Below are 24,815 nucleotides of genomic sequence, written 5' to 3'. Positions count from 1 at the left end.
AAACAAAAAAGTAAATCCAATCTTAAGTCGGATTTACTTAATTTTTCACACTTGAAATTATCCGTGCGCAGCTTCGGAAACCTCTTTCCAGTCGTTCCAGACCTGGAGTTTTTCTGCGTACACTCTTTCCGTTTTTCTCAATCCTACTTTTCCTAATAATAAACGAAGGGGTGGATTCTCACTGTCAATTAATTTCAAAATTGCAGGAACCGTTGCTTCCGGCTTTCCATAATCTTCCGGTAATAACCCTTCAGCTTCTCCCAAACTTGATTTCAAAGCATCATAAGCTTGAATGGTATCACCGTGAACGGCTGAACTTCCGCCGAAATCGGTTGTGTAACCATTAGGTTCAATCATTGTCACATTTATTCCAAAAGGTTTTACTTCTGTCGCCAAAGCTTCGCTGAAACCTTCCACTGCAAATTTGGTAGCGTTGTAAATTCCCAAAGTCGGCAAACTCCAAACACCTAATACACTTGACAGCTGAATCACGTGTCCACTTCCCTGTGCTCTGAAAATTGGCAAAGCCGCCTGTGTTACCCAAAGTGTCCCGAAAACATTGGCTTCAAAAACATCTTTGGTCACTTTTTCTCCCACTTCTTCCACCGCTCCAAAAACTCCATAACCGGCGTTATTGATTACAACATCTAAATTTCCGAAGTGATTCTTCGCTTTATTTACCGCTTCAAAAACTGCTTCTCTGTTGGTAATATCTAAAGAAATAGGGAGAAAAGTTTCGGGATATTGTTCTGCCAAATCTTTATAGGCTTCAATATTTCTGGATGTTGCAGCTACTTTGTCGCCTCTTTTAAGGAACGCCTCAGTCCAAAGTTTTCCAAATCCTCTTGATGCTCCTGTGATAAAAATTGTCTTTTCCATTTTTAAAAATTTTAATTGTTTTGTTTTTTAATTTTGATAGGACAAAGTTATCTCGCATCGAAGCCAAACTTGTAGCTCAAATCAGCGGAAGAATAGCACAGAATTACGGAATGTTTTTTAGTTTTAAACTTTAAAGTAAAATCGGAAAAAAATTCTCCCCATTAATTCAATCACAAATATGAAATAAAGCTTACATATAATTTTATGTATTTCCAAGCCAAATTATCCCGCAGTAGTCTATTTCACATGCGAAGAATTAAATTGAAAAATTTTGCATTGTATCCATAAATTATGACTTAGCGATCAACCGTCAATGTCTGCTAATCGCTGGCTGAAGAGTTATGTAAGGTTCACAAACGCATAAATGACGTCAACTAAATACAGCGGATGCCATTTTAATTACTTTGAATAATTGTTTATTATTACTATACATTTTAAATATATCTGATAAAGTCTTTGATACATACAATATACTTTTGTACAGATTAATAATATTTTTTGAAGTATGAAAATTTAAACATGTAGTCGCATCAAATTATTTTGGTAGAAAATTCATTGATTGGCAAACGAGCCTTTGGAACCGATGCTAAATAATCATTGTCAGAATCCCGATAGCCCAATGACAAGATTACCGATGCATGCAGCCCTTTTTCCGACAAGCCTAAAACCTCATCAAACAATTTCGGATCAAAGCCTTCCATAGGCGTGGAATCTACTTTTAATTCTGCAGCAGCAATTAAGGCTGTACCCAAGCCAATGTATGCCTGTTTACTTGACCAGATTGCATTTTGTTCTGGTGTCTGGGTCGAGAAATAGTCAATCAAAGTGTCCTTGAGTAAATTCAACGCTCCGTTTTCCATATCTCGTTGCTGTTCCATCATCTCAACATAGTCAGTAATGTAATCATTAGTGATTTTATTGAACCCTGCAAAAACCAGTAAATGGGAAGAAGCGTGGATTTGCGCATTGAATGAACCTTCTCCCAATCTCTGTCTTATTTCAGGATTGGTAATTACAAACAACCGATAGGGCTGTATCCCACAAGAAGAGGCGCTTAGATTAATGGCTTCAATAATTTGATCAATTTTATCTTCGTTTACTGATTCATCTGAGTATTTCTTGACTGCATAACGCCATTGTAAATTTTTGATTAGATCCATTTTTTATTATTTTAAATTAGAGGAACAAAGTTATGCGTTCAATGTGTATATTTGTAACCAAGTGACAAAAAGTTATAGTGACAAACGAGTAACCAAGTGAATGGTATGGAACAAGAATTTGATTTAGTTAAGGATTGCAGTCAAAAAATAATGGCAATCAGTGATACAATGGAAATTTTAAATGGAAAGTGGAAAATGTCCATTATTGCTTGCTTGTGCTATAAACCTATGCGGTATTCTGAGCTTCTGAAAGAGGTTAAGGGAATTTCCGGCAAGATGCTCAGTCGTGAATTAAAAGATTTAGAGATCAATGAATTAATTGAACGCAATGTATTGAATACGGCACCTGTAGCTGTAGAATATCAAATTACAGAATACGGAAAATCGCTTAAACAGCTCACCAATACTATAGCAGACTGGGGATTTATACATAGAAAAAGGATCATATCCGGAATGAATAATAAAATTTAACAAGGAAGTGTAAAATAATTTTTATAAACGTTGATGTTCTAAATACTTTTTTTCTCTCTCTCAAATTGATGTAAAATGGTCATGGCAACAAAATTTGAATCTCCCAATTTAATTTCAATATGTTTTTAATGAGAAAAAATATCATAGTATTTTTTTCTTTATCAGAAAACTATTATACGCAGACAATTGTCTGATTTCATTTTTATAACTTAAATGTTAGTTAATACTTTCAAAATATTATTTATATCTTCTAATAAATGGTTTTAATAGAGTCTTGTTAAGTTCACAAACGCCTAAATGGATGTAATATAAGCCATTTTTTATACCAGAATAATCCAGATTAATCTTTTTTAATGTTTTAGTAAATTTAGTTTTTCAAATATTAAAGTAAACATTAAATATGGTTATTTAAAATTTATATCGTAATATTGCAATATAAAAATATCATATATGGGACTTACTAAAACAGAAATATTTACAGATGAGCAAAATAACCTGGCCTCTCTCTTTAAAGTTTTGGCACATCCTGCAAGAATTGCAATCCTCCAATACATCATTAATCAGAAAGCTTGTATCTGTAATGACTTAGTGGATGAACTTGGACTAGCACAGGCCACTATCTCTCAACATTTGAAAGAATTGAAAAGTATCGGGATTATTCAAGGTACTATCGAGGGAAAATCTGTTTGCTATTGTATCGAAGATAAAAAATGGAAAGAGGTTCAGGGATTGTTCAATCAATTTTTTGAACAAGATGTAAAAGTTGGGCAATGTTGCTAACAACTTTTTTTATAATTTCTATCATCGTAATATTGCAATATACAAATTAAATAACATCAATATTAATTATTATGAAACTATCAAAAATCAAAGCAATCTTACCTACACTGAACAATGTAGAATTTCAGTTAGAGAATGGAAAATTTATCCCTGAGCATTTCCACGTTACAGAAATAGGGGTTATCACAAAGAATTTTATAGACTGCGGTGGCAATACAAGAAATGAAAAGGTTGTCAATTTCCAATTGTGGGATTCGAACGACTTTGAACATAGATTGAAACCTACCAAACTCTTAGACATCATCTCTCTGTGCGAAGACAAACTGGGAATCGAAGATTCAGATATAGAAGTTGAATATCAAAGCGAGACCATTGGCAAATATGATTTGGATTTTAACGAAAATAATTTTGTTCTGAAAAATAAACAAACTGCTTGTCTGGCAAATGAAGCTTGCGGAATTCCAGCAGAAAATCAAACTGTAGAACCATCTGATTTGAATACTTCGTGCTGTACTCCCAAGTCAGGTTGTTGCTAAAAAAAAGACTGCATTATGGAAATCAAACCTATAACCAATGACAACTTTTCGGAAGTAATAGAAATCTACAATCAAGGATTGGCGACCAACATAGCCACTTTTCAGAATGATTCCCCACAATGGGAGGAATGGGATAAAGGACATCTCGCTTTTTGTAGAATCAGCATTTATGATAATGACAAGATGATTGGCTGGGCGTCTTTGACACCAGTTTCAAGTAGATGTGTTTATGCTGGTGTTGCAGAGGTAAGTATTTATATTGCACAAGACGAGCGAGGTAAAGGAATTGGGAAAACCTTGTTGACAGAATTAATTCAACAAAGCGAAGAAAACGGGATATGGACTTTGCAGTCTGGTATATTCGCTGAAAATGAAAGCAGTATCACGTTGCACGAGAAATGCGGATTTCGATAGGTTGGCTACCGAGAAAAGATAGGTAAGAAAAATGGGGTTTGGAAAGATAACGTCCTTATGGAAAGTAGAAGCAAAAATATCGGAATAGATTAATAATCAATAAAACTTAAACAACAATTATGTATTCAGAATTAACAAATACTATTGAACAATTGCATTATCAAAACATCAGCGAGGAAAGAAAAATCACATTGCAACCATTAATTGATTTTGTACAGCAAAAAATGGATGAAGGAAAAGATATTAATATCAATTTCATTTGTACACATAACTCGCGTAGAAGCCATCTATCACAAATCTGGGCGCAAGCTGGAGCTGCCTATTTTAATATTCCAAACGTACATTGTTATTCGGGAGGTACAGAAGAAACAGCATTATTTCCAAAAGTGGCTGAGACGCTGATTAATCAAGGCTTTAATATCTTCAAAATTGCACATGGAAATAACCCTGTATATTCTATTAAGTACAACGATGATTCGTTACCTGTAATTGGATTTTCAAAAAAGTATGATAGCGTGTTCAATCCAACAGCTGGGTTTGTTGCAATTATGACCTGTTCTCAAGCAGACGGAGGCTGCCCTTTAATCGCTGGAGCAGAGAAAAGAATCCCTATCACATTTGAAGACCCTAAAATCTCTGATAATACATCACAGCAGTCACAAGTATATGCAGACAGAAGTTTGCAGATAGCTTCTGAAATGTTCTACGTTTTCTCTAAGATTAAAAAGTAGTTTTATGCAACCAAAACTAAAATTTATTGACCGCTATCTTACCTTATGGATATTCCTTGCAATGGCAACAGGTATAGGCTTAGGATATTTCTTTCCTGCAATTTCACAAATCACAAATGCAATGTCAGTAGGAACGACAAATATTCCATTGGCAATAGGTTTGATTTTGATGATGTACCCTCCTTTGGCAAAAGTTGATTATTCATTATTACCTCAAGCTTTCAAAGATAAAAAAGTAATAGGTCTTTCGTTATTTCTCAATTGGTTTGTTGGTACGATGCTGATGTTTGGATTAGCTGTTTTGTTCTTACGAAATGAACCCGATTATATGACAGGATTGATACTGATAGGCTTGGCGAGATGTATTGCAATGGTCATTGTTTGGAGTGATTTAGCAAAAGCAAACAGAGAATATACCGCTATGTTGGTTGCATTGAACAGTATTTTCCAAGTTGTTTCCTACAGTTTTTTAGTTTGGCTTTTCATCAATATATTGCCAAGCAAATTAGGTTTAGCCAACTTCAATGTAACTGTATCAATGAAAGATGTTACAGAAAGTGTGTTGATTTATTTAGGTATTCCATTTCTGGCAGGCTTCCTAAGTCGTTACTTTCTTATCAAATCAAAAGGTACAGAATGGTATAACAGAAAGTTTGTTCCAAGAATATCGCCCATCACATTATATGCTTTACTATTTACCATAGTAATAATGTTTAGTTTGAAAGGAGATAAAATATTAGAATTGCCAATGGATGTGATAAAAGTTGCCATACCGTTGGTTATTTATTTTGTATTAATGTTTTTTGTCAGCTTCTTTATCAACAAATCTTTAAACATACCCTATGATAAAAATGCTTCAATCGCATTTACTGCTACTGGCAATAATTTCGAATTGGCGATAGCAGTAGCAATAGCAGTTTTTGGCATTCACTCTCCACAAGCTTTCGTAGGTGTTATCGGACCATTGGTGGAAGTTCCTGTGCTTATCTTGTTAGTGAAAACTAGTTTGTGGCTTAAGAAAAAATACTACTAATATTAAGACAATCGAAGTAGACAAAAGCCAAGCTATGCCAACTTCATTTGTTTAGAATGTTAAAAATTATATTGCAAAAAAAATAACTATCAGAAATTGAATGGTAAATTGACGGTAGACAATTCTTGTTTAATTTGGCTCAAACGAATTAAATCATCTACAAAAGTGTTTGTATAGACATACGTCAACGTCCCTTGGCAGGACTATAAAAATCCAATTTGATAAAATATTAAAAGATAATCCCATCTTGATTATGAGATGGGATTGTAATTATCATAATTATGAAATCTTACATTAGTTGTCACATTTCTCTCCAAGTTTGCTTTTTAGAATCGACATATCATCACTCACCTTCTTATCTAAAATCTTAGCATAATGTTGAGTAGTTTTTATGTTCATATGACCTAACATTTTGCTTATACTCTCTATCGGAACGCCATTAGACAATGTAACTGTCGTCCCAAAAGTGTGCCTTGCAATGTGAAATGTCAATTCTTTGTTAATCCCACAAACATTGGCAATTTCTTTGAGATAGGAGTTCATTTTCTGATTACTAAGAACAGGAAACAAGACCTTTAAATTTACACATTCAGGATGTTCTTCATATTTTAAAATCAGTTCTTGTGCTAGCGGTAATAACGGAACTCTTGTTGAAGTATTGGTTTTCTGGCGATTTGTAAATATCCATTTGTCGCCATCTATTCCGAAATTAATATGAGATTTAGATAATTTTTTCACATCAACATAAGCTAAACCAGTATAACAACTGAAAAGGAAAATATCACGTACTTGACTCAATCTATCTGATGCAAATTCCTTATCATAAATCGCCTGAATTTCATCCTTTGTAAGATAGGGGACGTTCTACTTCTTTAATCTTCGCTTTGTAGCCCAGAAAAGGATCTTTTGATAGCCAACCGTTTGCCATACATAGCCGCATAATCTTTTTGAAATTCTTGATATATTTTATTGCAGTATTATTAGCGCATTTTCGCTCACTACGAAGCCAGAAATCGTAATCCATAATAAAAGCGTGATCGATCTTTGTAATATCAATGTCTGAAATTTTATATTTCCAATTTAGAAATTCCTGCGTGTGTTTCAAGGAAGTTTTGTATCGTTCCAATGTACCTGGAGCAAATCCTGACCTATTAATGCTTCAACTTTATCATTGTGATCCTGAAAAATAGGAATGAGCATTCTTGTGGTAACATCAGTTCCAAGTAGTTTAGATTTTAAACTCTCTGCTGTTACGAAGTCTTCTTCTTTGAGCATCAGGTAGTGGAAATCATAAACTTTCTGTTCCAAAGTCTTAAGATAGAGATTCAGTGTTTTGGCTTCTTGACTATTACCTACGGCTTTCTGTGATTTATTATCCCATTTCTTTGGATCGATATACCTTTTAGCTGCAATCTCTGCAGCCTTGCCGTCTATCGTAATTCTTAAGTAGATAGGAGCAGTTCCGTTTGTTCTGATTTTATTCTTTTTTATAAAGAATAACAGGTTGAATGTTTTGTTCATTGTGTGATAACTTTAATTGTTTAATAATTTACTTTTTGTTACCACTTTTTGCAAGATGTTCAATCGTTAGACTCCCTATTGGTAGGGCTTTCCCTGATTTTTCGTGACCCATTTTTGTGTTTTTTTGAATGGGACACGAAATAGGACATATAAATAGTGACCTATTTTATTTTTTTTTATACTGTGCTCAAACAAAAAATGCTGTAAACATCAATGTTTACAGCGTCTTAGCTTATTTTGGTTTCCCAACTGGCGGAGAGTGAGGGATTCGAACCCCCGGACCTGTTACAGTCAACAGTTTTCAAGACTGCCGCAATCGACCACTCTGCCAACTCTCCTTTGAAACTCCGATTATATCGTTGTTTTTAGTGGTGCAAATATAGAAACATTTTTAATACTGACCAAATATTTTTTCGATAAACATTGAGAAAAATCGGTATAATTCTAAAATTCAGCAGGATAAAATTAATATATTTTTCTGTGAATTATATTTCCACTTCTTCTATTTCGGCATCTTCATAAATTACAGGATCAATTTCTTCCTGATAATGCTCCCAGTCGGCTTCTAGCTGGCGGTTATTTTTCATCTCATCTTCTAGTTTTTTCGTTTCACGGAACTGTTTTGCTTCCGCAGCTAACGTCCATTTACATGCTACCCCGATGGATTCAACATAATTTTTAATATCACTGATGCTTAATCTGAAGAATTCTTTTCTTGGATTAATTTTATTCAGCTGATTTTTAAGAAACTTTCGGTGCAGCTGTTTTTCCAGTGCCGGAGCATCTTCGGAATAGATCATCGCATGAACATCAAACTCAAAAGGCACACTCGCGTCACCCAATTCACGAACACGATCCATCGGTTCCAGCCTTCTCGTCATCCCAATTTTATACACATCTTCGCCAAAAGAGCCAATATTCGAAATAATATACACATTTCCCGTTCGGGTTTGCTGCGCCATAGAAATCGCTCTTTGGTTTTTCTCTTCCGCCAATTCTAATTTCTGCTGCAATTCATCAAGTTTTTGCTGGAAAAGCAATTTCTGTTCTTCATTTGCCCTCGCCACTTGTGATTCTGCTTTTTCAATCAGTTTTTTCAACGTTAGCTCTTCTTTTTCGGCTTCTTTCATTGCCTTTTCGTAATCTCTACGGGCTCTCTCTTCTTCGCGAATCTGCTCACGGATCTGGCGCTGCTCTTCCTGTTCCTGAGATTTTAATTCCTGAATAATACATGCCCACTTTAGTTCTTCCAATCTTGCGTGATGATAAACCTCGGAAATTCTTGCTTTTCTAAATGCTAATCCGTTAAAATTCACCAATTCAAAAGCATCATTTATTTTCTGTTTTAAAATTCCGAAATTATCCTTTTTCACCGATGCCATAATTGAATCTACTTTTCCGTTGTAAGCATCAATCACAAAATCGATGGCTGTATTTCTTCTTTCCTCATCCATATATTCACAGATTCCGGCCTGTCGGGAAATGATCATCTTTTTATTATTTTCGCGAAGTTTTTTCAATGTTTCACCCGCTTCTTTATGACTGTAATCACGGGCTAAATCATCCAATAAAGTATATGTTGGAACCAAATATTCATTTCCATATCCTTTGATTACATTTTTCATGGCCTGAATTCTGTTTTCAATCTGATCGGCTTCTCTCAAACTTCGATAAGCATCACCACCAATAGACTCGGCTTTTAACTCTGCGGTTTCAACAATACGTTTCGCTTCGTTTACTGCATTTTCAAACAACAAAGCGATTTCACGGTTCTTCTTTTCATTGTATTCTTTGGTTGCTCTTCGGGATTCTTTCGCTTCATTTTGAGCATCAATAAGATCCTGCTGTGTTCTTTCAATTAATTTTCGACTGTCTTTTTCTGCTTTCTACAAAAGATAGTCACACTCCACTTTTACATCAATGATATCCTGATATTTCTTTAAAGCGTCATTATTGGTCTGAACTTTTAAAATCTTAATATCCAAATCTCTTCTTTCAATTTTAAGATTTGTCACTTCTGTTTTTAGACTTTGATTTTTTTCATGAAGTAATTTTTTATCAGATTCTAAAGTATCATTAGTCGTTTGAATCTGTCTAATTTTAGCGTCTAAACTTCTTCTCTCAACCTGAAGATTCGCTACTTCAGTTTTTAAACTTTTATTCCTATCATTCAACGATCTTGTATCTGATTCAAATCTAAAAATTTCGGATCTGAGCTGACCGATCTCGACATTTAAACTGGTGATCTGAGCATCTTTTTGAAGCAATTCTTTCTTTAATTTATTTGATTTGGCAACAAAAAAGAAAACAACGCCAATCAAAATAATAATGAGTAATATTTCCATGGTATAATCTAAATAGTTTTAAACTTTAAATTGATGAGCAATATTAGTTAAAAATCATTTCAATTCTTTACGTGAAACCGTAATGAGTTACAATCCAACTCTAATAATTTTGTCATTATAAAAACAAAAAAAAATCATCATGGGCTGGAGCTATAGAAAAAGAATCAAGATAATCTATGGAGTTCATTTGAATATCAGTAAACGAGGAATTTCCACAGCGATTGGTAAACGTGGCGCAAGTGTGAATTTTAGCTCTTCGGGAACGAGAGTAAATGGCGGATCCGTTTTTAAAATTCTGAAAAAATTATTTTAGTTTAAATTTAATTGGAAAAATCCTTGTCAAAGTTTGGAACATTGACAAGGATTATAACATTTATCATTTAAATTTTAGGAATCTCAACTTCCAAAATCTTCAATCTATATTCCGAAAGCTGATTCATTAAATAAATATCCTTCCTGAAAAAATAAGTTTCTTTAAACAGGTTTTCATAATATTCTACGCCCAGCAAAAGGTTTTGCTTAAAAGTATTCCATTTTTTTATTTGGGTCTTGGTTACATTTCCGGTGAAGTCATTGAGCTCTTTCTTCAAATGTTCCACATACATTTTAAGCTCATTGATAAACATATTCGGACGATTTTTATCCCCTAAAATATCATCATTTCCGTAAATATGCTGAACCATTTTGGAAAGCGAAACTTCCTGATCAAAAAAAGCAAGATTAGGTCCCGGACAAATCACGACGCCCTGTTTTTCACCTCTTATTTCAAGATTATTTTCAATATAGGCAGAATTGACCAAACCTACACACAGACAGGCTTTTTCAGCTATATTTTCTTTTCTGTTTTGATATTCAATCTCATTCAGCTGCTGTTTTTCCGTTTCCAATTCAGTAAATTTAATATCCTGAAACTTTTTAGAAGCGATGCAAATTCCTTCCGAAGAATATTCTTTACTCAGTGCCAGTAATTTTTTCGGGCAAGAACTTCCGTAACGGTTTTTCTTTTCTTTTTTCTTTCTTATGATTTCATTGGATGTACCTTTAACGGTATTAAAAGGAACACCCAGCGGTGAAAGATTACTCAGATAAAAATCTTTTTCTTTAGATTGTAAAAGCAAATTTCGCGTTTCAGAATCCACCGAAGTCGCTTCAGGAACAAGTAAAAACGGGGAACCCCAACCGATACTGTCAACATTGTAATGCTGCAAAAGAAAATCATGTTCTTCCGATGTCCCTACGCCGCCCTGAACGGTAATTTTCATTTCCAACGGCTCAGAAATAGTAAATTTTCCTTTTTGTTCTAAAGCTTTTATCATCAATTGGTGTGCTGAATCGATAAGTTCATTCTTCTTTTGCTTAAACTCTTCCATAATCGGTCCTAAAAGCAGACCTTCTGTCGCAAAAGCATGCCCGCCACAATTTAAGCCAGATTCAATTCTGTATTCTGAAACCCAGAGTCCTTTTTTGGCTAAAAAATTTCCCTGAATCATCGCAGAACGAAAATCACTGACTTTAAGAATAATTTTCTTTTTCAGCTGACCATTTTCATTGGGAAAAAAATCATCAAATTCTTCGATATAACTGTATAATCGAGGATTCATTCCTGCAGAAAGTACCATGGAAGAAGATAATTTACTGTTCGCAAAACCGCGTAAAGAAGCATGGGCATCATTATAGATTACAGGCAATTGCTGTTTATCTTTAAAATTGTCCTTGTCCACTTTCGTCATGATATTAACATCAATACTTCCCGGAGAAAGATGGGTTTCGATGAAATTTTTAATGGTAGAAGCCAGTTCGTTCCGGTTCAGAAAATTCTGCAAACCGTCTTTCAGCTCTGAAGTATTGGGAAGCATTTCCATGAAGCTTTTCAGAGCCGTTCTGTTTTTGGAAATCTCTTCTTTAAATGCCTCAAATTTTTCATTCACGATATCATCTACCATATCAAGATAATCGGTAATTCTCTTGGCGCGGTAGTCGTCTATCTTTGTTGAAATACTTAAGTAATTCAGATTAAACTTCTTACTGTAAAAATTTTTCATTTTTTCTATAATCTCATCATCAATTATAGAAACTACGGAAGATATTCCGTATTGTGCCACACGAATAGGACTATCTATCGTATACGCTAATCCCATTACGGGAATATGGAAATTGTGCAAAGGTTTTTTGATCATTTTTATATTAATTAAATCAATTATTTACCTCTAAATTCCCATCAACTAATTCACTGCCGCAAAAGTATTGGATTTAAATCAATTATGCATTAAATAATAAAAATATTTCTACAAATCAGGTAAAAAATCATCCGCAAAATCTTTCAAAACCATTAATTCTATTAACAATTCGTTAAAACAACCTTAATCTTATATTCAAAGGATTTTCTAAACTACCGTTTAATTTTGCCAGAATTTAAATCTAAAGAAAGAAAAGTGAAGAAAATTTTAACTTCTGTTTTATTGTGTGCTTCTATTTATTTTTATGCGCAGAGTGGTACAGTTTCAGGGAATATTAATGATGATTCTAAAATCGCATTGCCCGGAGCCAAAATCGCCCTGACACCGGGGAATATTTACACCACATCAGACGAACACGGAAATTTTATTTTCCTGAATGTGCCTGCCGGAACTTATACCATGAAAGTGGATTATTTAGGCTACGGAGCGCATGAATACAACGTAACTGTAGAATCTGATAAAAATACAAAACAGAATATTGTTTTTGCTAAAAAAGAGACAACCATTCAGGAAGTTGTGGTAAGTGGCGGAACGCTGAAAAACCAGGCAAGAGCTTTAAACAAACAGAAAAACAATGCCAATATCACGAATGTGATTTCTTCTGACCAAGTCGGCCGTTTTCCGGATGCCAATATCGGTGATGCTTTGAAGCGTGTTCCCGGAATTACCATTCAGAACGACCAAGGTGAAGCGAGAAATTTAATTATCAGAGGTTTGGCCCCTAATTTAAATTCTGTAACGCTGAACGGCGACAGAATTCCGTCTGCTGAAGGGGACAACAGAAATGTTCAGATGGATTTGATCCCTTCTGATATGATTTCTACCATTGAAGTGAATAAAACCTTAACTCCCGATATGGATGCCGATGCGATCGGAGGTTCTGTAAACCTTATTACAAGGGCTTCTCCGAACGGGCAAAGAATTTCTGCAACTTTAGCCGGAGGTTACAACCCGATTCGTGAAAAAGGAAACTATACTGCCGGATTGGTGTATGGTGACCGTTTTTTAAACAAAAAATTGGGTGCAGTTTTCAGTTTTTCTTATAATAACAACAATTTTGGATCTGATAATATTGAACCCACCTGGAGCCTTGCCAATGATGCTGCACAAACGGCTTATGTGAGCAAAATGGGGATACGTTATTATGATGTTCAGCGTATCCGACATAGTTTTGATCTTAATCTTGATTATGAATTCAATTCTAAAAACAAGATCTATGCTTCGGCGATGTATAATTTCAGAACCGATCGAGAAAACCGTTATGCTTTAGGTTATAAAATCAAACCAACTTATAATGATGACGAAACGGAGATCACAGGTTGGAAAGGAAGCATGACGAGACAAAATAAAGGTGGAGATTTCAATAATGACAATTCTCGTCTTGAAAGACAAAAAGTTCAGAATTACGCATTGCGTGGAGAGCACGTTTTAGGTTCAAAAATAGATTTGGACTGGTCGATGAACTACGCCATGGCAAGCGAGAAAAAACCGCATCAGCGTTATATTGAATTTGAAAGTGATGGATTGAAATTCAACACCGATTTCAGTGATTCTTACAGACCGATGATCTCAACCATCGGAGCAGATAATCTTGGAAATTATTCGTTAAGTGATCTTTCTGATGCAAACGATTTCACTCAGGAAAAAGAATTTGGAGCTAAAGTGAATTTACGTTTTCCGTTTTCTGTAATTCAGAATCAGAAAGGTAGAATTCGTGTGGGAGGACGACTTCGTTTAAAGGAAAAAGAAAGAGTAAATGATTATTATGCTTTTGAGGCTATTAATGATATGGGAAGCTTACTTTCTGTACCGACCGTTAATTTAAACGGAAACAATTTTCAGGCAGGAAATTATGTTCCGGGAACTTTCGTAGATCCTGCTTACATGGGAGGTTTGGATTTATTTAACCCCAATTTATTCAATGGAGAATTGAGACCTGAAGAATTCCTTTCCAGTAATTACAGCGCAAAAGAGAATATTTACGCAGGATATATCCGATGGGATCAGGATTTTAACGATAAATTATCCATGATTCTGGGAGCGCGTGTTGAAACCACAAAAATTGATTATACCGGAAATTATGTGATGGATGAAGAAGATTTAGTGGGAAAAATCTCTAATACGAACACGTACACCAACGTGCTTCCTAATTTATCTTTCAAATATGTTCCGATGCAGGATTTAGTGCTTCGTGCCGCTTTCACAACGGCTCTAGCACGACCTAACTATTATTCGCTGGTTCCTTATTTAAATGTAATTTCAGGTGATGAAACCATCGCAGCCGGAAACCCGAATCTGAAAGCTACTTACGCTTACAATTTGGATTTTATGGCGGAGAAATATTTCAAATCAGTCGGAATTCTTTCGGGAGGTCTTTTCTATAAAAACCTAAACAATTTTATTTATACTTATACGAAAAGAAACTATTCTGCAAACGATTTTGCGAATGATTTTGCAGGACAATCCAATCCTATCCCGGCTGGACAAAACAACTGGAGATTTACCCAACAGAGAAATGGAGATAATGTAGATATCTATGGTTTTGAAGTGGCATTGCAAAGACAGCTAGACTTTATTCCTGGAGCGTTTTGGAAAGGTTTGGGAGTGTATATAAACTATACTTATACAAAATCTAAAGCCAAAGGAATTACCAATGAAGACGGTGATGAAAGAACAGATGTTGGACTGCCGGGCGCTGCGCCACATATGTTCAACGGGTCGCTTTCGTGGGAAAACAAGCGTTTTTCAGCAAGAGTTTCCATGAATTATGCGTCTCATTATATCGATGAATTGGGTGGAAATGCTTTTGAAGACCGTTATTATGACAAACAGATTTTCCTGGATGCCAATGCTTCCTACAAAATTACAAGTCAGTTGAGAGTTTTTGCTGAAGCGAATAATTTAACCAATCAGCCGTTAAGATATTATCAGGGAATCCAAAGCAGAACTGCACAGGCTGAATATTACAGACCAAGATTTACTATGGGTGTGAAATTTGATTTTTAATTAAAAAATATCATCCTTTGTCATCTGCAATTAGAAAAATTTAAATGAAAAAAGTCAATTATATTATCGCGCTATCCGTTTTACCGTTTGTCTTAAACTGTACCGGACAAAGCCAGTTAGGAAAAAAATTAAAACCAAGTGCGATCACTGAAACGGTGGTTCATGATACAGATGATCCCGCGATCTGGATCAATCCTCAGGATGCTTCTAAAAGTATCATCATTGGGACAGATAAAGATACCGACGGTGGTTTGTACGCTTTTGATCTGGATGGAAAAATCATTAATAAAGTAGTAGGATTAAAACGTCCGAACAATGTAGATCTTGAATACGGATTTACTTTAAACGGTAAGAAAATCGATTTTGCAGCCGTTACCGAAAGAGAAACCAATAAAGTAAAACTATATTCTCTTCCTGATTTAAAAGAAGTGGGAGAATTTTCTGTTTTTGACGGCGAAACCGAACGAGGACCAATGGGAATTTCAATCTATAAAAATCCACAGACTGAAGAAATTTTTGTGATTGCCGGAAGAAAATCAGGACCAAGTGACGGCTATCTTTGGCAATATAAATTAGTTGAAAAAGACGGAAAAATAACCGGTGAAGTTGTAAGAAAATTCGGAAAATATAGCGGTTTGAAAGAGATTGAAAGTATTGCTGTTGATGATGAAATGGGTTATATCTATTATTCTGATGAACAGTTTGGTGTTCACCAATATTACGCGGACCCGGCAAAAGGAAATGAAGAATTAGCCGTTTTCGGAAAAGGAGATTTTAAATCTGATGTGGAAGGAATTTCCATTTATCCTACTTCGTCGAATACGGGTTATATTTTAGTTTCCAATCAGCAGAAAGATACTTTTAATGTATATTTAAGAGAAAATCCGTCGAAAGGAATGATCGCCGAAATTCCTGTTTCTACAAAGGAAAGTGATGGTTCAGAAGTTACGAATGTGAATTTAGGCTCCAAATATCCGAAAGGTATTTTTGTAGCGATGAGCAACGGTCGTGTTTTTCATATCTATGACTGGAGAAACGTGGAAGAAAAAATTAAAGCACATATGAAGTAGTTTAAAGTAAAATTCACACTAACAAATTGTGAAAACCATTGTAATCTTATTGATTTGCAATGGTTTTTATTTTGAAACAATCTAAATTGACAGATCAGCATTAAACTTTAATTTTCCTTCCATCAAAATCAAATCAAGATCAGTTATTATGCTAAACTCTATTAAATTATATTAACTTTTAATAATAAATTTAATTTTCACTATTTAATCATTATATTTACGCACTTATTCAGGCCTCTAACATTTAAAATACTGAATATCAAAGTGTAAATGACAAGCAAGATTATCGGCGTAGGAAACTACATCCCTTCAGAAACGATTACCAATTTATTTTTTGATAACCATCTATTTCTGAGTCAGGATGGGAATGCTTTAAAAGAAAATAATGCAACCATCACTTCAAAACTCAAAAAAATCACCGGAATTGAAGAAAGAAGGTATGCGAGTGTCGATCAGGTAACTTCTGATTTGGGGTTAATAGCCGCTCAAAAGGCCATTGAAGATTCAGGAATTGATCCCGAAACGCTAGATTATATCATATTTGCTCATAATTTTGGTGATGTAAAATTCGGAACTGTGCAATCGGATGCTGTGCCTTGTCTTGCGGCGCGAGTGAAGCACTTACTTCAGATAAAAAATAATTTCTGTGTTGCCTATGATGTTCTGTTCGGTTGTCCGGGATGGATTGAAGGTGTGATTCAAGCCAATGCTTTTATCAAATCAGGAATTGCAAAAAAATGCTTAGTTATTGGTGCTGAGACACTTTCCCGAGTGGTTGATATTCACGATCGTGACAGTATGATCTATGCCGATGGCGCTGGAGCCGTGGTTTTAGAAGCAAGTAGTGATGAATCGGGGATAAAATCTCACCTTTCTGCTTCCTTCACTTTCAAAGAAAAAGATTATTTATATTTCGGAAAATCCTATAATAATGAAGGTTGCCAGGATACTCGATATATTAAAATGGATGGTAGAAAGATTTATGAATTTGCTTTGGTAAACGTTCCGGATGCGATGAAACAATGTCTTGATAAGAGCGGATATTCTATCGATCAGCTGAACAAAATCATTATTCATCAGGCTAATGAAAAGATGGATGAAGCGATTGTTGAAAGATTTTTCCAACTGTATGACAGGTCTGTTCCCGAAAATGTAATGCCGATGGTTATTGAAAAATTAGGAAACAGCAGTGTGGCAACTATTCCTTCTTTGTTATCGATGATTCTGAAGGATGAACTAGACCTTCATCAGATCGAAAAAGGAGATATTGTACTTTTTGCTTCTGTTGGCGCAGGAATGAATATTAATGCAATTGTTTATAAATTTTAATTGAATAGGTGAAATTTAGCTTAGATTAAATCAACATTATAATTCTCCGAAAATCAGTTAATAAAGATTTGAAATCATCAGAAATCAGGAAAAAAGTTGTGGCAAAAATCAAATTGTCATAGCTTTGTTTTTCTCTAATTTATTTCAATGAAAAATTTCAGTCTTATCATCGGAAGCTGCGCGCTGGCTTTAATGACTTCGTGCAAAACAGCAGCATCAGGGACTTCAAATCAACATACGCCTTACGAAAATCTTACTCGTGACGGGAAAATATATGCCGCTTTCTATCAGCAAAGAGCCGCGGAATATGAAGCGCTTTGTCTTCAGGCTTATAATATTGCAAAATTGCGTCTGGATGAGGCTTTAGAACAAAACTCAGATAAACCTTTAGCCATTGTTTCAGATATTGACGAGACTTTTCTTGATAATTCCTATTACGCTGTTGAAAGAGCAAAAATGGGGAAAAGTTACGACCAGAAAACCTGGGAAGAATGGACTGCAAAAGGTGCCGCCACTCCGTTGACCGGTTCTCAGGAGTTTTACCAATATGCGGCAAGCAAAGGGGTTCAGGTATATTATGTAACCAACCGTACAGAAAATGAACGTGCCGGAACTTTGAAAAATCTGAAAAAATATAATTTCCCGCTTCAGAATGAAAATAACCTGATCGTACGTTCTAAAGAAAGCAGTAAAGAAACGAGGCGAAATGATATTGCTAAAAATTATAATATTGTTTTATTTTTAGGCGATAATCTTGCAGATTTCTCTAATATTTTTGATAAAAAAACGGAAGTTGAAAGATCATCTGCTGTAAAAAATTCAGCTAATGAGTTTGGAAAGAAATTCATTATTATTCCTAATGTAGGCTATGGTGATTGGGAATCTTCTTTTTATAAATACAAATACGATGATACCGATCAGCAAAAAGATTCAATGATGTATGATGCTGTGAAATCTAATCCTTAAAATTAAAGTAAAAAGGTAAAAGTAAAAAGAGCCAAGTGGTTGGAGAGAATATTTCAAAATATTTTATTTGACTAAAAATGATAGACGTATAGATTATAGACAAAGTTTTTTAAAGTATGTTTTCTATCCGTCTATCATTTTTTAGCCTTAAACATTTCTATTTCTTCGAAGTCTTAACTTTCAAAAACATATACGCCAAGCCTAGCCCAAGCCCTGCTAACATGGCAATTTTTGTATTTTTGGACGGAACAGGTAAAATAGTTTCCCCGTAAATTCTATGAGGTTCTGAAGAAGGTTCAAGTACATTCCCTGAATCTGGCGGCGCATTTTTAACCTTCATCATCAGTCGCATTCCCGCTGATGCTGTGTTGATAATCGGTTTTGGAAATAAACCATATATATTTTTAAGCATCAGAGAAGTAACATCCGGAAACAGATCTTTTCTTGGATTTTTTGCCAGCTCCACAATTTTCGCGGCGGTATCTCTCGGATCTGCTGCAAATGGGGGAATTTTAAAATCCAATCCCGAAAATTTTGCCGAATGCATATTTCCTGTAGAACGTTGAATTTGAGGATATAAATTACAAATATGAATATTCTTAAAATCTGAAATTTCGCCGTGAAGACACTCCATCATTCCGCGGATTCCAAATTTTGTAGCCGAATAAACCGCGCTGTAGGGAGCCGGCATGAATCCGCCAATAGAAACATTATTGATTAGGATTCCATCTTCCTGTTTTTTGAAAATAGGCAACACGCTGTAAGCTCCGTGCATATATCCGAAAAGATTGGTTTTAATGACCTGTTCATTAATATCCATTGGAATTTCTTCAAATTTACCGCTTGACATGACGCCTGCATTGTTCACCCAAATATCTATTCTTCCGTTAAATTGTAATGCTTTATTGGCCAAATTCTGAACATCGGAAGCAATCGAAACATCCGTCGGAATGCCTTTTGCGCCTACACCTAAGTCTCTGCATAAGGCAACGGTTTCGTCCAATGCTTCCTGTCCTCTCGCCGCAATGATAATATTACAGCCTTCCAGTGCAAAGGCTTCTGCAGTCGCACGTCCTACTCCACTTGTTCCTCCTGTTATAACGACCGTTTTCCCTATAAGACTTTCTCTAAAAGCTTCTTTTGATTTCATATTATACTAATTTTGGTGATTCTGTTTATAAAATCAACCTATTATCATGCCATAAAAAGAATTCATTAAAATCATAAATTAGATTAAAATAAAACTCGGGCAAATCGAAGATTTGCCCGAGCCTTTATAAATACCAGTCTTTAAATCTTTTTAACGCTTCCAGAAAATAATAATCTGCGTAAATCAACGGAACATCAATTTCTGAATTCAAAGGAAGTCCACCTGTGCTGTGCATTAATAAGAAACCGCCATTTTCATTCAGTTTTGCATGATACTTTTTAGTTGATAAATTTACAAGCATCTGTTTCGCAGTCTGAATATATTTACTCTTTTCTTCTCCATTTGAATATTGTCCTAGTTCAAGTAAAGCAGAAGCTATAATCGCTGCAGCCGAAGCATCTCTGGGAACATCCGGAATTTTAGGATCATTAAAATCCCAATACGGAATCTTATCTTCAGGCATCGCAGGATTATTCAAAATAAATTTAGCAATATTCTGAGCCTGCTGTAAATATTTTCTATCTTTCGTCATTCGATACATCATCGTATAACCATACAAAGCCCAACCCTGACCTCGTGCCCAAGCTGAAGAATCCGCATATCCCTGAAATGTTTTTTTGCTTAAAACATCTCCCGTATTCACATCATAATCAATCACATGATACGAACTAAAATCTGGACGGAAATGATTTCTTATGGTGGTATTGGCATGGGTAACAGCCACTTCTTTAAGCTTTTTAGAGCCTCCATTTTGAGACGCCCACATCAACATTTCAAGGTTCATCATATTATCAATAATCACTGGATCTTTGAAATCAGCCATTTTATCCCAAGAAAGAATAGCCTTCATTTTCGGACGAAATCTTGTTGAAAGGGACTCGGCTGAAGTAAGAATCACATTTTTATATTCAGGATTTTTAGTAATTCTGTACGCGTTTCCGAAGCTGCAAAACATCATAAAACCCAAATCGTGATCTCGGGTAAAGGTTTTATTGGATTCAATAATTTTCAATCTTTGTTCGGCTTCTTTTTTTATTTCAGGATCTTTCGTCTGTTCATAAATCATCCAAAGAGAGCCTGGATAAAAGCCTGAACACCACCACGAAATATCTTTTGTGATTAATTTTCCGTTTTTATAAGATTGAGGCATTTGATCAGCAGGAACCCTTTTCATTAAATATTTATATTGCTGATTGGCAAATTCGAATTCATTTTGAATCAGTTTAGACATCTCTTTTTTACTTTGGGCAAAAAAGGAAATGCTTAAACATGTGAAAGCAGCAATGGCTATTTTTTGTAAAATCATTTTCTAAAAATTGCTGTACAATTTACTTATTTTTTAATGATCAACTTACAATTTTGTAAGTCCTTTCAAGAGAAGATTCCGCTTTTTACCTTTGATACAAATTAAATCAAAGAAATGGAATTATCAGAAAACATTACGGCTTTTCACCATGTTTCAATTAAAGCGCAGAATTTTGAAGAAACAATTGTTTTTTATGAAAAGTTAGGATTTACAGTCGCTCACGATTGGTCGTTACCGGAATTTAATCTTGAAAAATGCGCGATGCTTCATCATCCAAACATCAATTATTATCTTGAAATATGTGATAAAAATGCAGATATGCCAACACAGGGAAGAAAGCGAGTGGAAAATGAAGAATATGTTGAAAATGCTTTACTTCATATCTGTTTCACCGTAAAAAATGCAGAAACAGCGAGAGAAAAAGCAATAGAATACGGTGCAAAAGACCTTAGCGAAGGAACTTTTCAATTAGATTTAATCAATAAAAACAAATCGGTGACCGTAAAAAACAGCTTGGTCTACAGTCCGAATGGAGAAGTTATTGAATTTTTGGAAAATGTAAATTTTAGTTAATATTTTACTTTTGAAAATCTGATAAAGTCAATAAAACAGATTGTAAATTTTTCCCTTTTTTGGTGAGTGAATAAACGGAAGAGATCTTATTTTTTTCTTTTGAAATCAAACCATCCTCGATTAATTCTTTTAATTGTTTTGAAAGGCTTCTGTCACTGATTTCAGGTAAAAGAATTTTAAATTCAGAATAATTGACGTCTTGATCCATCAATTTAAATACAATCGAAAGTTTCCAGCGACCGCTGATCATCATTAACGTTTTTGAAGCATTGCAAAAATTTTGCAGTGCTTTTTCATTCATAGAATTGGTAGAATTTTCTTTTCGCATAAACTACAGCAAAATTAATTATTTCACTGGAAAATAGAGAATTCATTAAATTTTAATTTTGAATAAAAATGAAGTTTTGCTCTTTTTTATATCTTTGGAAAATAAACTATAAGTTTGTTTAAACTAATTTTAAATTTAACCGCAAAAGAAGCAAAAGATCTTATTGGATTTGTTTAAAGGAGTTCAAAAGTCTGCAAAGAGAAAAAATCAAAGATTTTTTTTAAACTTATGTGATCTTTTTTATTTAAATCTTAAACTTAAAAATAACTAAAGTGTTAAAATCTTTTGTTTCTTTTGTGGTAAAAAAGTTTAAACAAGTTTTTTGGAAAATAAACTATATAAAAACCATTTGAACTAAAATTAATATGAAAAATTTCTATTTTTTACTCGTTATATTTTCAATTTTCACTTCTTGTCATCGCGATTACGATAAAAATGTAGACACGGATACTTTACCTGCCGAAACACAGACCGGAGCGAGAACCGGAGGTGCTATTATTGACGGAAAAGTATGGGTCGCTACAAAAAATTATACCAACGACGGACCTGGAATTCATACCTATTGTGAGAAAATTAAAGACAGAACCTATATAAAAATCTATTTAAAAGGAATTAAGGATAATAACAGTATATACATCAGTTATCAGGCAGATCATTTTGAATTAAATAAAACATACACCATCACTCCCAATAATGGGGAAAGCGACAATACCATTTACTTTTCGCGAAGTCTTGATGATATTTTTTATAATACCAAATACGATTGTAAACTTAAAATCACCCGCCTCGATCTTGAAAACCAAATCGTTTCCGGAACATTTGAATTAAAACTCAACCGTTATGCAGGTGAAGGAATCATCAATATTGTTGAAGGCAGATTTGACAAAAAATTCGATTAATCTATTTCTTTATTGATGTTTAAAAGGTAAATTCCAGACCAGATCGGCAGCAAAATAATGCACGCCGCCGTGTTTAATACTTTCTGTTCCATCAATTAAATCATCCATATAGCCAATATCCATGGTGAAAGGCGAATTTGGAATTTTAAACATATAATAAGCTGTAACGCGCAATTCTTTATAATCAAATGAAGTCCATTTTGATTCAGGACTATTCAGATAACTTGTTGCCAACAAAGCTTCTACACCAAGAGAGAGCTTCTGACTGTTTTTTTCCGACAAATTATACGTGAGCTGACTTTTTAGCCTTGTTCTCAGCTGAAAATCTTCTTCCACTTCATGAAAATCAGCATCAAAAAATTTTCTAAACTCCTGACGAACGGTATTTTTAAGTTTAAGCTTATCATTTAGGCTAAAAGTATAAGAATACCTTCCATATACGCGAAATTCCTGCTCAGTACCTTCATTTTCGTAAGGAGAATCGCTTGCATAAGAAGGCTGTCTTCTGTAGCTGAGCGCATAACTGTACTGCTGATTTTTGGCAAAAGAATGAAAAACCTCGTGGTTTAAAACAAAAATAGCCTGTTTTGAAAGCAAATTATAATCATTTGGGCTGCTTTTTCTTCCGAGTGCAATATAACTCATGGAATGTTTTTTTCCTAAAGAGTCCATTTGTTTCTTTACACCGAAGGCTGTCCAAAATGCTGTTTTTGCATCTCCAAGTCCGGGTGGACTGATTTGTGCGTTTGCAACCCCAACTGTTCCTAAAAATAAACCTGCCAAAATCTTCTTCATCCCGTAAAGATAGCAAGTTTAAATTTAACCGATTTTTCTTAAAATCTAAAAAAACCTTTTAAAATAAGGATAAAATGAAAAACTATTGAGGCAATTGTGGTGGAGTTATTCTTTGCGTTTTCGTAGATAAAGTTCCTAAAAATGCTTCTAACTGAGCCACTTCTTCATCAGTCAGCTCCAACAACCTCAGCATTTGCGATTTCTCAGAATGTAAAGTTACACCTTCATAAACTGTTGAGCGTTTTTTGGGAGGTTCGGGATTTCCTTTGCTGTAAAACTGAATGACATCTACCATGGTCATGAATGCTCCGTTATGCATCCAAGGTCCTGTGCGCGTGATTTCTCTTAATGAAGTCACTCTGAATTTTCCTGCATCTTCAGGTTTTTTAGTCACCAAATATCTTCCCAGATCTTCCTGTTTAGAACCCAATAAAGAAGTTCCCGTATTTTCAAAACGGTTGTTGGAAAAATATCCTGAATTGTGACAGTTGATACACTGTGCTTTGGTTCTGAAAAGGTGAAGTCCCATCACTTCATTATTCGTAAAAGCATCTGCCTTACCATCAATAAACTGATCAAACTTACTTGGCGGACTTTTAATTGTTCGTTCAAAAGTCGCAATGGCTTTGGCAATTTTATCTTTTGTGACAGTTTTATCGCCAAAGGCTTTTTCAAATAAAATCTCGTATCCTTTAATTTTAGCAATTTTTCCGGCAGCAATGTCAATATGCTCGCTCATTTCCTTTTTATCCTGAATCGGCATTTGAGACTGCGCTTCTAAAGATTCTGCACGACCATCCCAGAATAAGCTTGTTGCATAGGCTACATTAAGGATGCTCATGGCATTTCTGGTTCCGACCTGCCTGTCGTGACCGAAAGAAAATGTTCGGTTATCACACCAACCCAGCTCGGGATCATGGCATGAAGCACAAGCAATCTGATTGGAGCCCGAAAGTCGAGGATCATAAAAAAGTGTTTTTCCTAAAAAAGCCTTTTCTGCAGAATACTGATTATCTGACGGATACTGAACATCTGGTAAATGCCCGATCTCGGAAAAATGCGGAACGGCTTCAGGATCAAGTAATGGCTTTGGCCAATTGGAAGAATCTCCTGATGAATATAGCTTTCTCAGTTTTGTCATAAACGAAATTTTATCGTTGATCTCTTTATTTACTTTATTGCTCAGGCAATTATTTAAAAGAGAAACGGTTACAAATAAAACAACAATCCAGCTTATAACATTCTTCATTGATCCTTGAAATTTTGGCAAAAATAGGTATTCTGAA

At 34.8% G+C, this 24,815-nt stretch carries 26 protein-coding genes and 1 tRNA gene; 13 read left to right on the top strand and 14 right to left on the bottom strand.

Annotation, left to right across the window (positions count from 1 at the left end; all coding sequences use genetic code 11):
- Positions 1-57: 57 nt before the first annotated feature.
- Together ABEG63_RS10665 and ABEG63_RS10660 are read right to left on the bottom strand one after the other, a co-directional pair.
- The gene (locus ABEG63_RS10665) at positions 58-879 is read right to left on the bottom strand and encodes an SDR family NAD(P)-dependent oxidoreductase (protein WP_346584642.1); all 822 of its coding nucleotides are present in this window, start codon (positions 877-879) and stop codon (positions 58-60) included.
- 530 nt (positions 880-1,409) lie between these two features.
- On the bottom strand, positions 1,410-2,039 hold the full coding sequence (locus tag ABEG63_RS10660) for a nitroreductase family protein (protein ID WP_346584641.1): 630 nt from the start codon (positions 2,037-2,039) through the stop codon (positions 1,410-1,412).
- A gap of 105 nt (positions 2,040-2,144) precedes the next feature.
- Between ABEG63_RS10660 and ABEG63_RS10655 the strand changes: the two genes are divergently transcribed.
- From ABEG63_RS10655 to arsB, 6 genes are all read left to right on the top strand, one after another.
- Complete coding sequence (locus ABEG63_RS10655; RefSeq protein ID WP_346584640.1) at positions 2,145-2,510, top strand: helix-turn-helix domain-containing protein; 366 nt, start codon at positions 2,145-2,147, stop codon at positions 2,508-2,510.
- 450 nt (positions 2,511-2,960) lie between these two features.
- Complete coding sequence (locus tag ABEG63_RS10650; RefSeq protein WP_267406542.1) at positions 2,961-3,290, top strand: metalloregulator ArsR/SmtB family transcription factor; 330 nt, start codon at positions 2,961-2,963, stop codon at positions 3,288-3,290.
- 71 nt (positions 3,291-3,361) lie between these two features.
- Entirely contained in the window at positions 3,362-3,826 is a 465-nt protein-coding gene (locus ABEG63_RS10645; RefSeq protein WP_346584638.1) for a DUF6428 family protein, read from the top strand.
- 15 nt (positions 3,827-3,841) lie between these two features.
- A complete protein-coding gene (locus ABEG63_RS10640; protein ID WP_346584636.1) occupies positions 3,842-4,240 on the top strand; it encodes an N-acetyltransferase family protein in 399 nt (132 codons plus the stop codon).
- A 119-nt stretch (positions 4,241-4,359) separates the two neighbouring features.
- A complete protein-coding gene (locus ABEG63_RS10635; protein WP_267406538.1) occupies positions 4,360-4,971 on the top strand; it encodes a protein-tyrosine-phosphatase in 612 nt (203 codons plus the stop codon).
- Positions 4,972-4,975: 4 nt separating this feature from the next.
- Positions 4,976-6,004, top strand: a complete 1,029-nt coding sequence (gene arsB, locus ABEG63_RS10630) for an ACR3 family arsenite efflux transporter (protein WP_346584635.1) — start codon at positions 4,976-4,978, stop codon at positions 6,002-6,004.
- Between the two features lie 294 nt (positions 6,005-6,298).
- Here the strand turns inward: arsB and ABEG63_RS10625 are convergent, their stop codons facing one another.
- From ABEG63_RS10625 to ABEG63_RS10600, 6 genes are all read right to left on the bottom strand, one after another.
- Complete coding sequence (locus tag ABEG63_RS10625; protein ID WP_346584633.1) at positions 6,299-6,802, bottom strand: site-specific integrase; 504 nt, start codon at positions 6,800-6,802, stop codon at positions 6,299-6,301.
- 40 nt (positions 6,803-6,842) lie between these two features.
- Complete coding sequence (locus ABEG63_RS10620) at positions 6,843-7,109, bottom strand: phage integrase SAM-like domain-containing protein (RefSeq protein WP_346584632.1); 267 nt, start codon at positions 7,107-7,109, stop codon at positions 6,843-6,845.
- Positions 7,106-7,525, bottom strand: a complete 420-nt coding sequence (locus ABEG63_RS10615; RefSeq protein ID WP_346584631.1) for an Arm DNA-binding domain-containing protein — start codon at positions 7,523-7,525, stop codon at positions 7,106-7,108. Before ABEG63_RS10615 ends, ABEG63_RS10620 begins: the two co-directional genes overlap by 4 nt.
- 250 nt (positions 7,526-7,775) lie before the next feature.
- Positions 7,776-7,863, bottom strand: a tRNA-Ser gene (locus ABEG63_RS10610).
- A gap of 147 nt (positions 7,864-8,010) precedes the next feature.
- Complete coding sequence (locus tag ABEG63_RS10605; RefSeq protein ID WP_346584630.1) at positions 8,011-9,279, bottom strand: DUF4041 domain-containing protein; 1,269 nt, start codon at positions 9,277-9,279, stop codon at positions 8,011-8,013.
- Positions 9,280-9,411: 132 nt separating this feature from the next.
- On the bottom strand, positions 9,412-9,870 hold the full coding sequence (locus tag ABEG63_RS10600) for a hypothetical protein (RefSeq protein WP_346584629.1): 459 nt from the start codon (positions 9,868-9,870) through the stop codon (positions 9,412-9,414).
- Between the two features lie 139 nt (positions 9,871-10,009).
- On the opposite strand from ABEG63_RS10600, the gene ABEG63_RS10595 reads away from it, so the two are divergent.
- Complete coding sequence (locus ABEG63_RS10595) at positions 10,010-10,183, top strand: DUF4236 domain-containing protein (RefSeq protein ID WP_346584628.1); 174 nt, start codon at positions 10,010-10,012, stop codon at positions 10,181-10,183.
- Between the two features lie 67 nt (positions 10,184-10,250).
- On the opposite strand, the gene ABEG63_RS10590 is transcribed toward ABEG63_RS10595, so the two are convergent.
- Positions 10,251-12,047, bottom strand: a complete 1,797-nt coding sequence (locus tag ABEG63_RS10590; protein WP_346584627.1) for a hypothetical protein — start codon at positions 12,045-12,047, stop codon at positions 10,251-10,253.
- Between the two features lie 255 nt (positions 12,048-12,302).
- Here ABEG63_RS10590 and ABEG63_RS10585 point away from each other — a divergent pair, with 255 nt between their 5' ends.
- From ABEG63_RS10585 to ABEG63_RS10570, 4 genes are all read left to right on the top strand, one after another.
- Positions 12,303-15,113 (top strand): TonB-dependent receptor, encoded by a 2,811-nt coding sequence (locus ABEG63_RS10585; protein WP_346584626.1) that lies wholly within the window; start codon positions 12,303-12,305, stop codon positions 15,111-15,113.
- Between the two features lie 44 nt (positions 15,114-15,157).
- On the top strand, positions 15,158-16,183 hold the full coding sequence (locus ABEG63_RS10580) for a phytase (protein WP_346584624.1): 1,026 nt from the start codon (positions 15,158-15,160) through the stop codon (positions 16,181-16,183).
- A gap of 270 nt (positions 16,184-16,453) precedes the next feature.
- Positions 16,454-17,512, top strand: coding sequence for a ketoacyl-ACP synthase III (locus ABEG63_RS10575; RefSeq protein ID WP_346584622.1), 1,059 nt, complete (start codon positions 16,454-16,456; stop codon positions 17,510-17,512).
- Between the two features lie 147 nt (positions 17,513-17,659).
- Positions 17,660-18,478, top strand: a complete 819-nt coding sequence (locus ABEG63_RS10570) for a 5'-nucleotidase, lipoprotein e(P4) family (RefSeq protein WP_346584620.1) — start codon at positions 17,660-17,662, stop codon at positions 18,476-18,478.
- 157 nt (positions 18,479-18,635) lie between these two features.
- On the opposite strand, the gene ABEG63_RS10565 is transcribed toward ABEG63_RS10570, so the two are convergent.
- Both ABEG63_RS10565 and ABEG63_RS10560 read right to left on the bottom strand, forming a co-directional pair.
- Positions 18,636-19,628: an SDR family NAD(P)-dependent oxidoreductase gene (locus ABEG63_RS10565; RefSeq protein WP_346584619.1), complete on the bottom strand. Its 993-nt coding sequence runs from the start codon at positions 19,626-19,628 to the stop codon at positions 18,636-18,638.
- A gap of 124 nt (positions 19,629-19,752) precedes the next feature.
- A complete protein-coding gene (locus ABEG63_RS10560; protein WP_346584617.1) occupies positions 19,753-20,934 on the bottom strand; it encodes a glycoside hydrolase family 88 protein in 1,182 nt (393 codons plus the stop codon).
- Positions 20,935-21,048: 114 nt separating this feature from the next.
- Between ABEG63_RS10560 and ABEG63_RS10555 the strand changes: the two genes are divergently transcribed.
- A complete protein-coding gene (locus ABEG63_RS10555; protein WP_346584615.1) occupies positions 21,049-21,507 on the top strand; it encodes a VOC family protein in 459 nt (152 codons plus the stop codon).
- 4 nt (positions 21,508-21,511) lie between these two features.
- On the opposite strand, the gene ABEG63_RS10550 is transcribed toward ABEG63_RS10555, so the two are convergent.
- Positions 21,512-21,835 (bottom strand): helix-turn-helix domain-containing protein, encoded by a 324-nt coding sequence (locus ABEG63_RS10550; protein ID WP_346584613.1) that lies wholly within the window; start codon positions 21,833-21,835, stop codon positions 21,512-21,514.
- Positions 21,836-22,200: 365 nt separating this feature from the next.
- Between ABEG63_RS10550 and ABEG63_RS10545 the strand changes: the two genes are divergently transcribed.
- Positions 22,201-22,734 (top strand): hypothetical protein, encoded by a 534-nt coding sequence (locus ABEG63_RS10545; RefSeq protein ID WP_346584611.1) that lies wholly within the window; start codon positions 22,201-22,203, stop codon positions 22,732-22,734.
- 9 nt (positions 22,735-22,743) lie between these two features.
- Here the strand turns inward: ABEG63_RS10545 and ABEG63_RS10540 are convergent, their stop codons facing one another.
- Together ABEG63_RS10540 and ABEG63_RS10535 are read right to left on the bottom strand one after the other, a co-directional pair.
- Positions 22,744-23,529 carry a DUF2490 domain-containing protein gene (locus tag ABEG63_RS10540; protein WP_346584609.1) on the bottom strand — a complete coding sequence of 262 codons (786 nt, stop codon included), beginning with the start codon at positions 23,527-23,529 and terminating at the stop codon, positions 22,744-22,746.
- Between the two features lie 82 nt (positions 23,530-23,611).
- Positions 23,612-24,778 (bottom strand): cytochrome-c peroxidase, encoded by a 1,167-nt coding sequence (locus ABEG63_RS10535; protein WP_346584607.1) that lies wholly within the window; start codon positions 24,776-24,778, stop codon positions 23,612-23,614.
- Positions 24,779-24,815: the final 37 nt, after the last annotated feature.

Origin of the sequence: Chryseobacterium sp. C39-AII1, from assembly GCF_039672645.1 — a bacterium.
Classification (GTDB): Bacteria; Bacteroidota; Bacteroidia; order Flavobacteriales; family Weeksellaceae; genus Chryseobacterium.
Note: the sequence above shows the minus strand (reverse complement) of the source record. Positions and strands in the feature narration are given on the sequence as shown.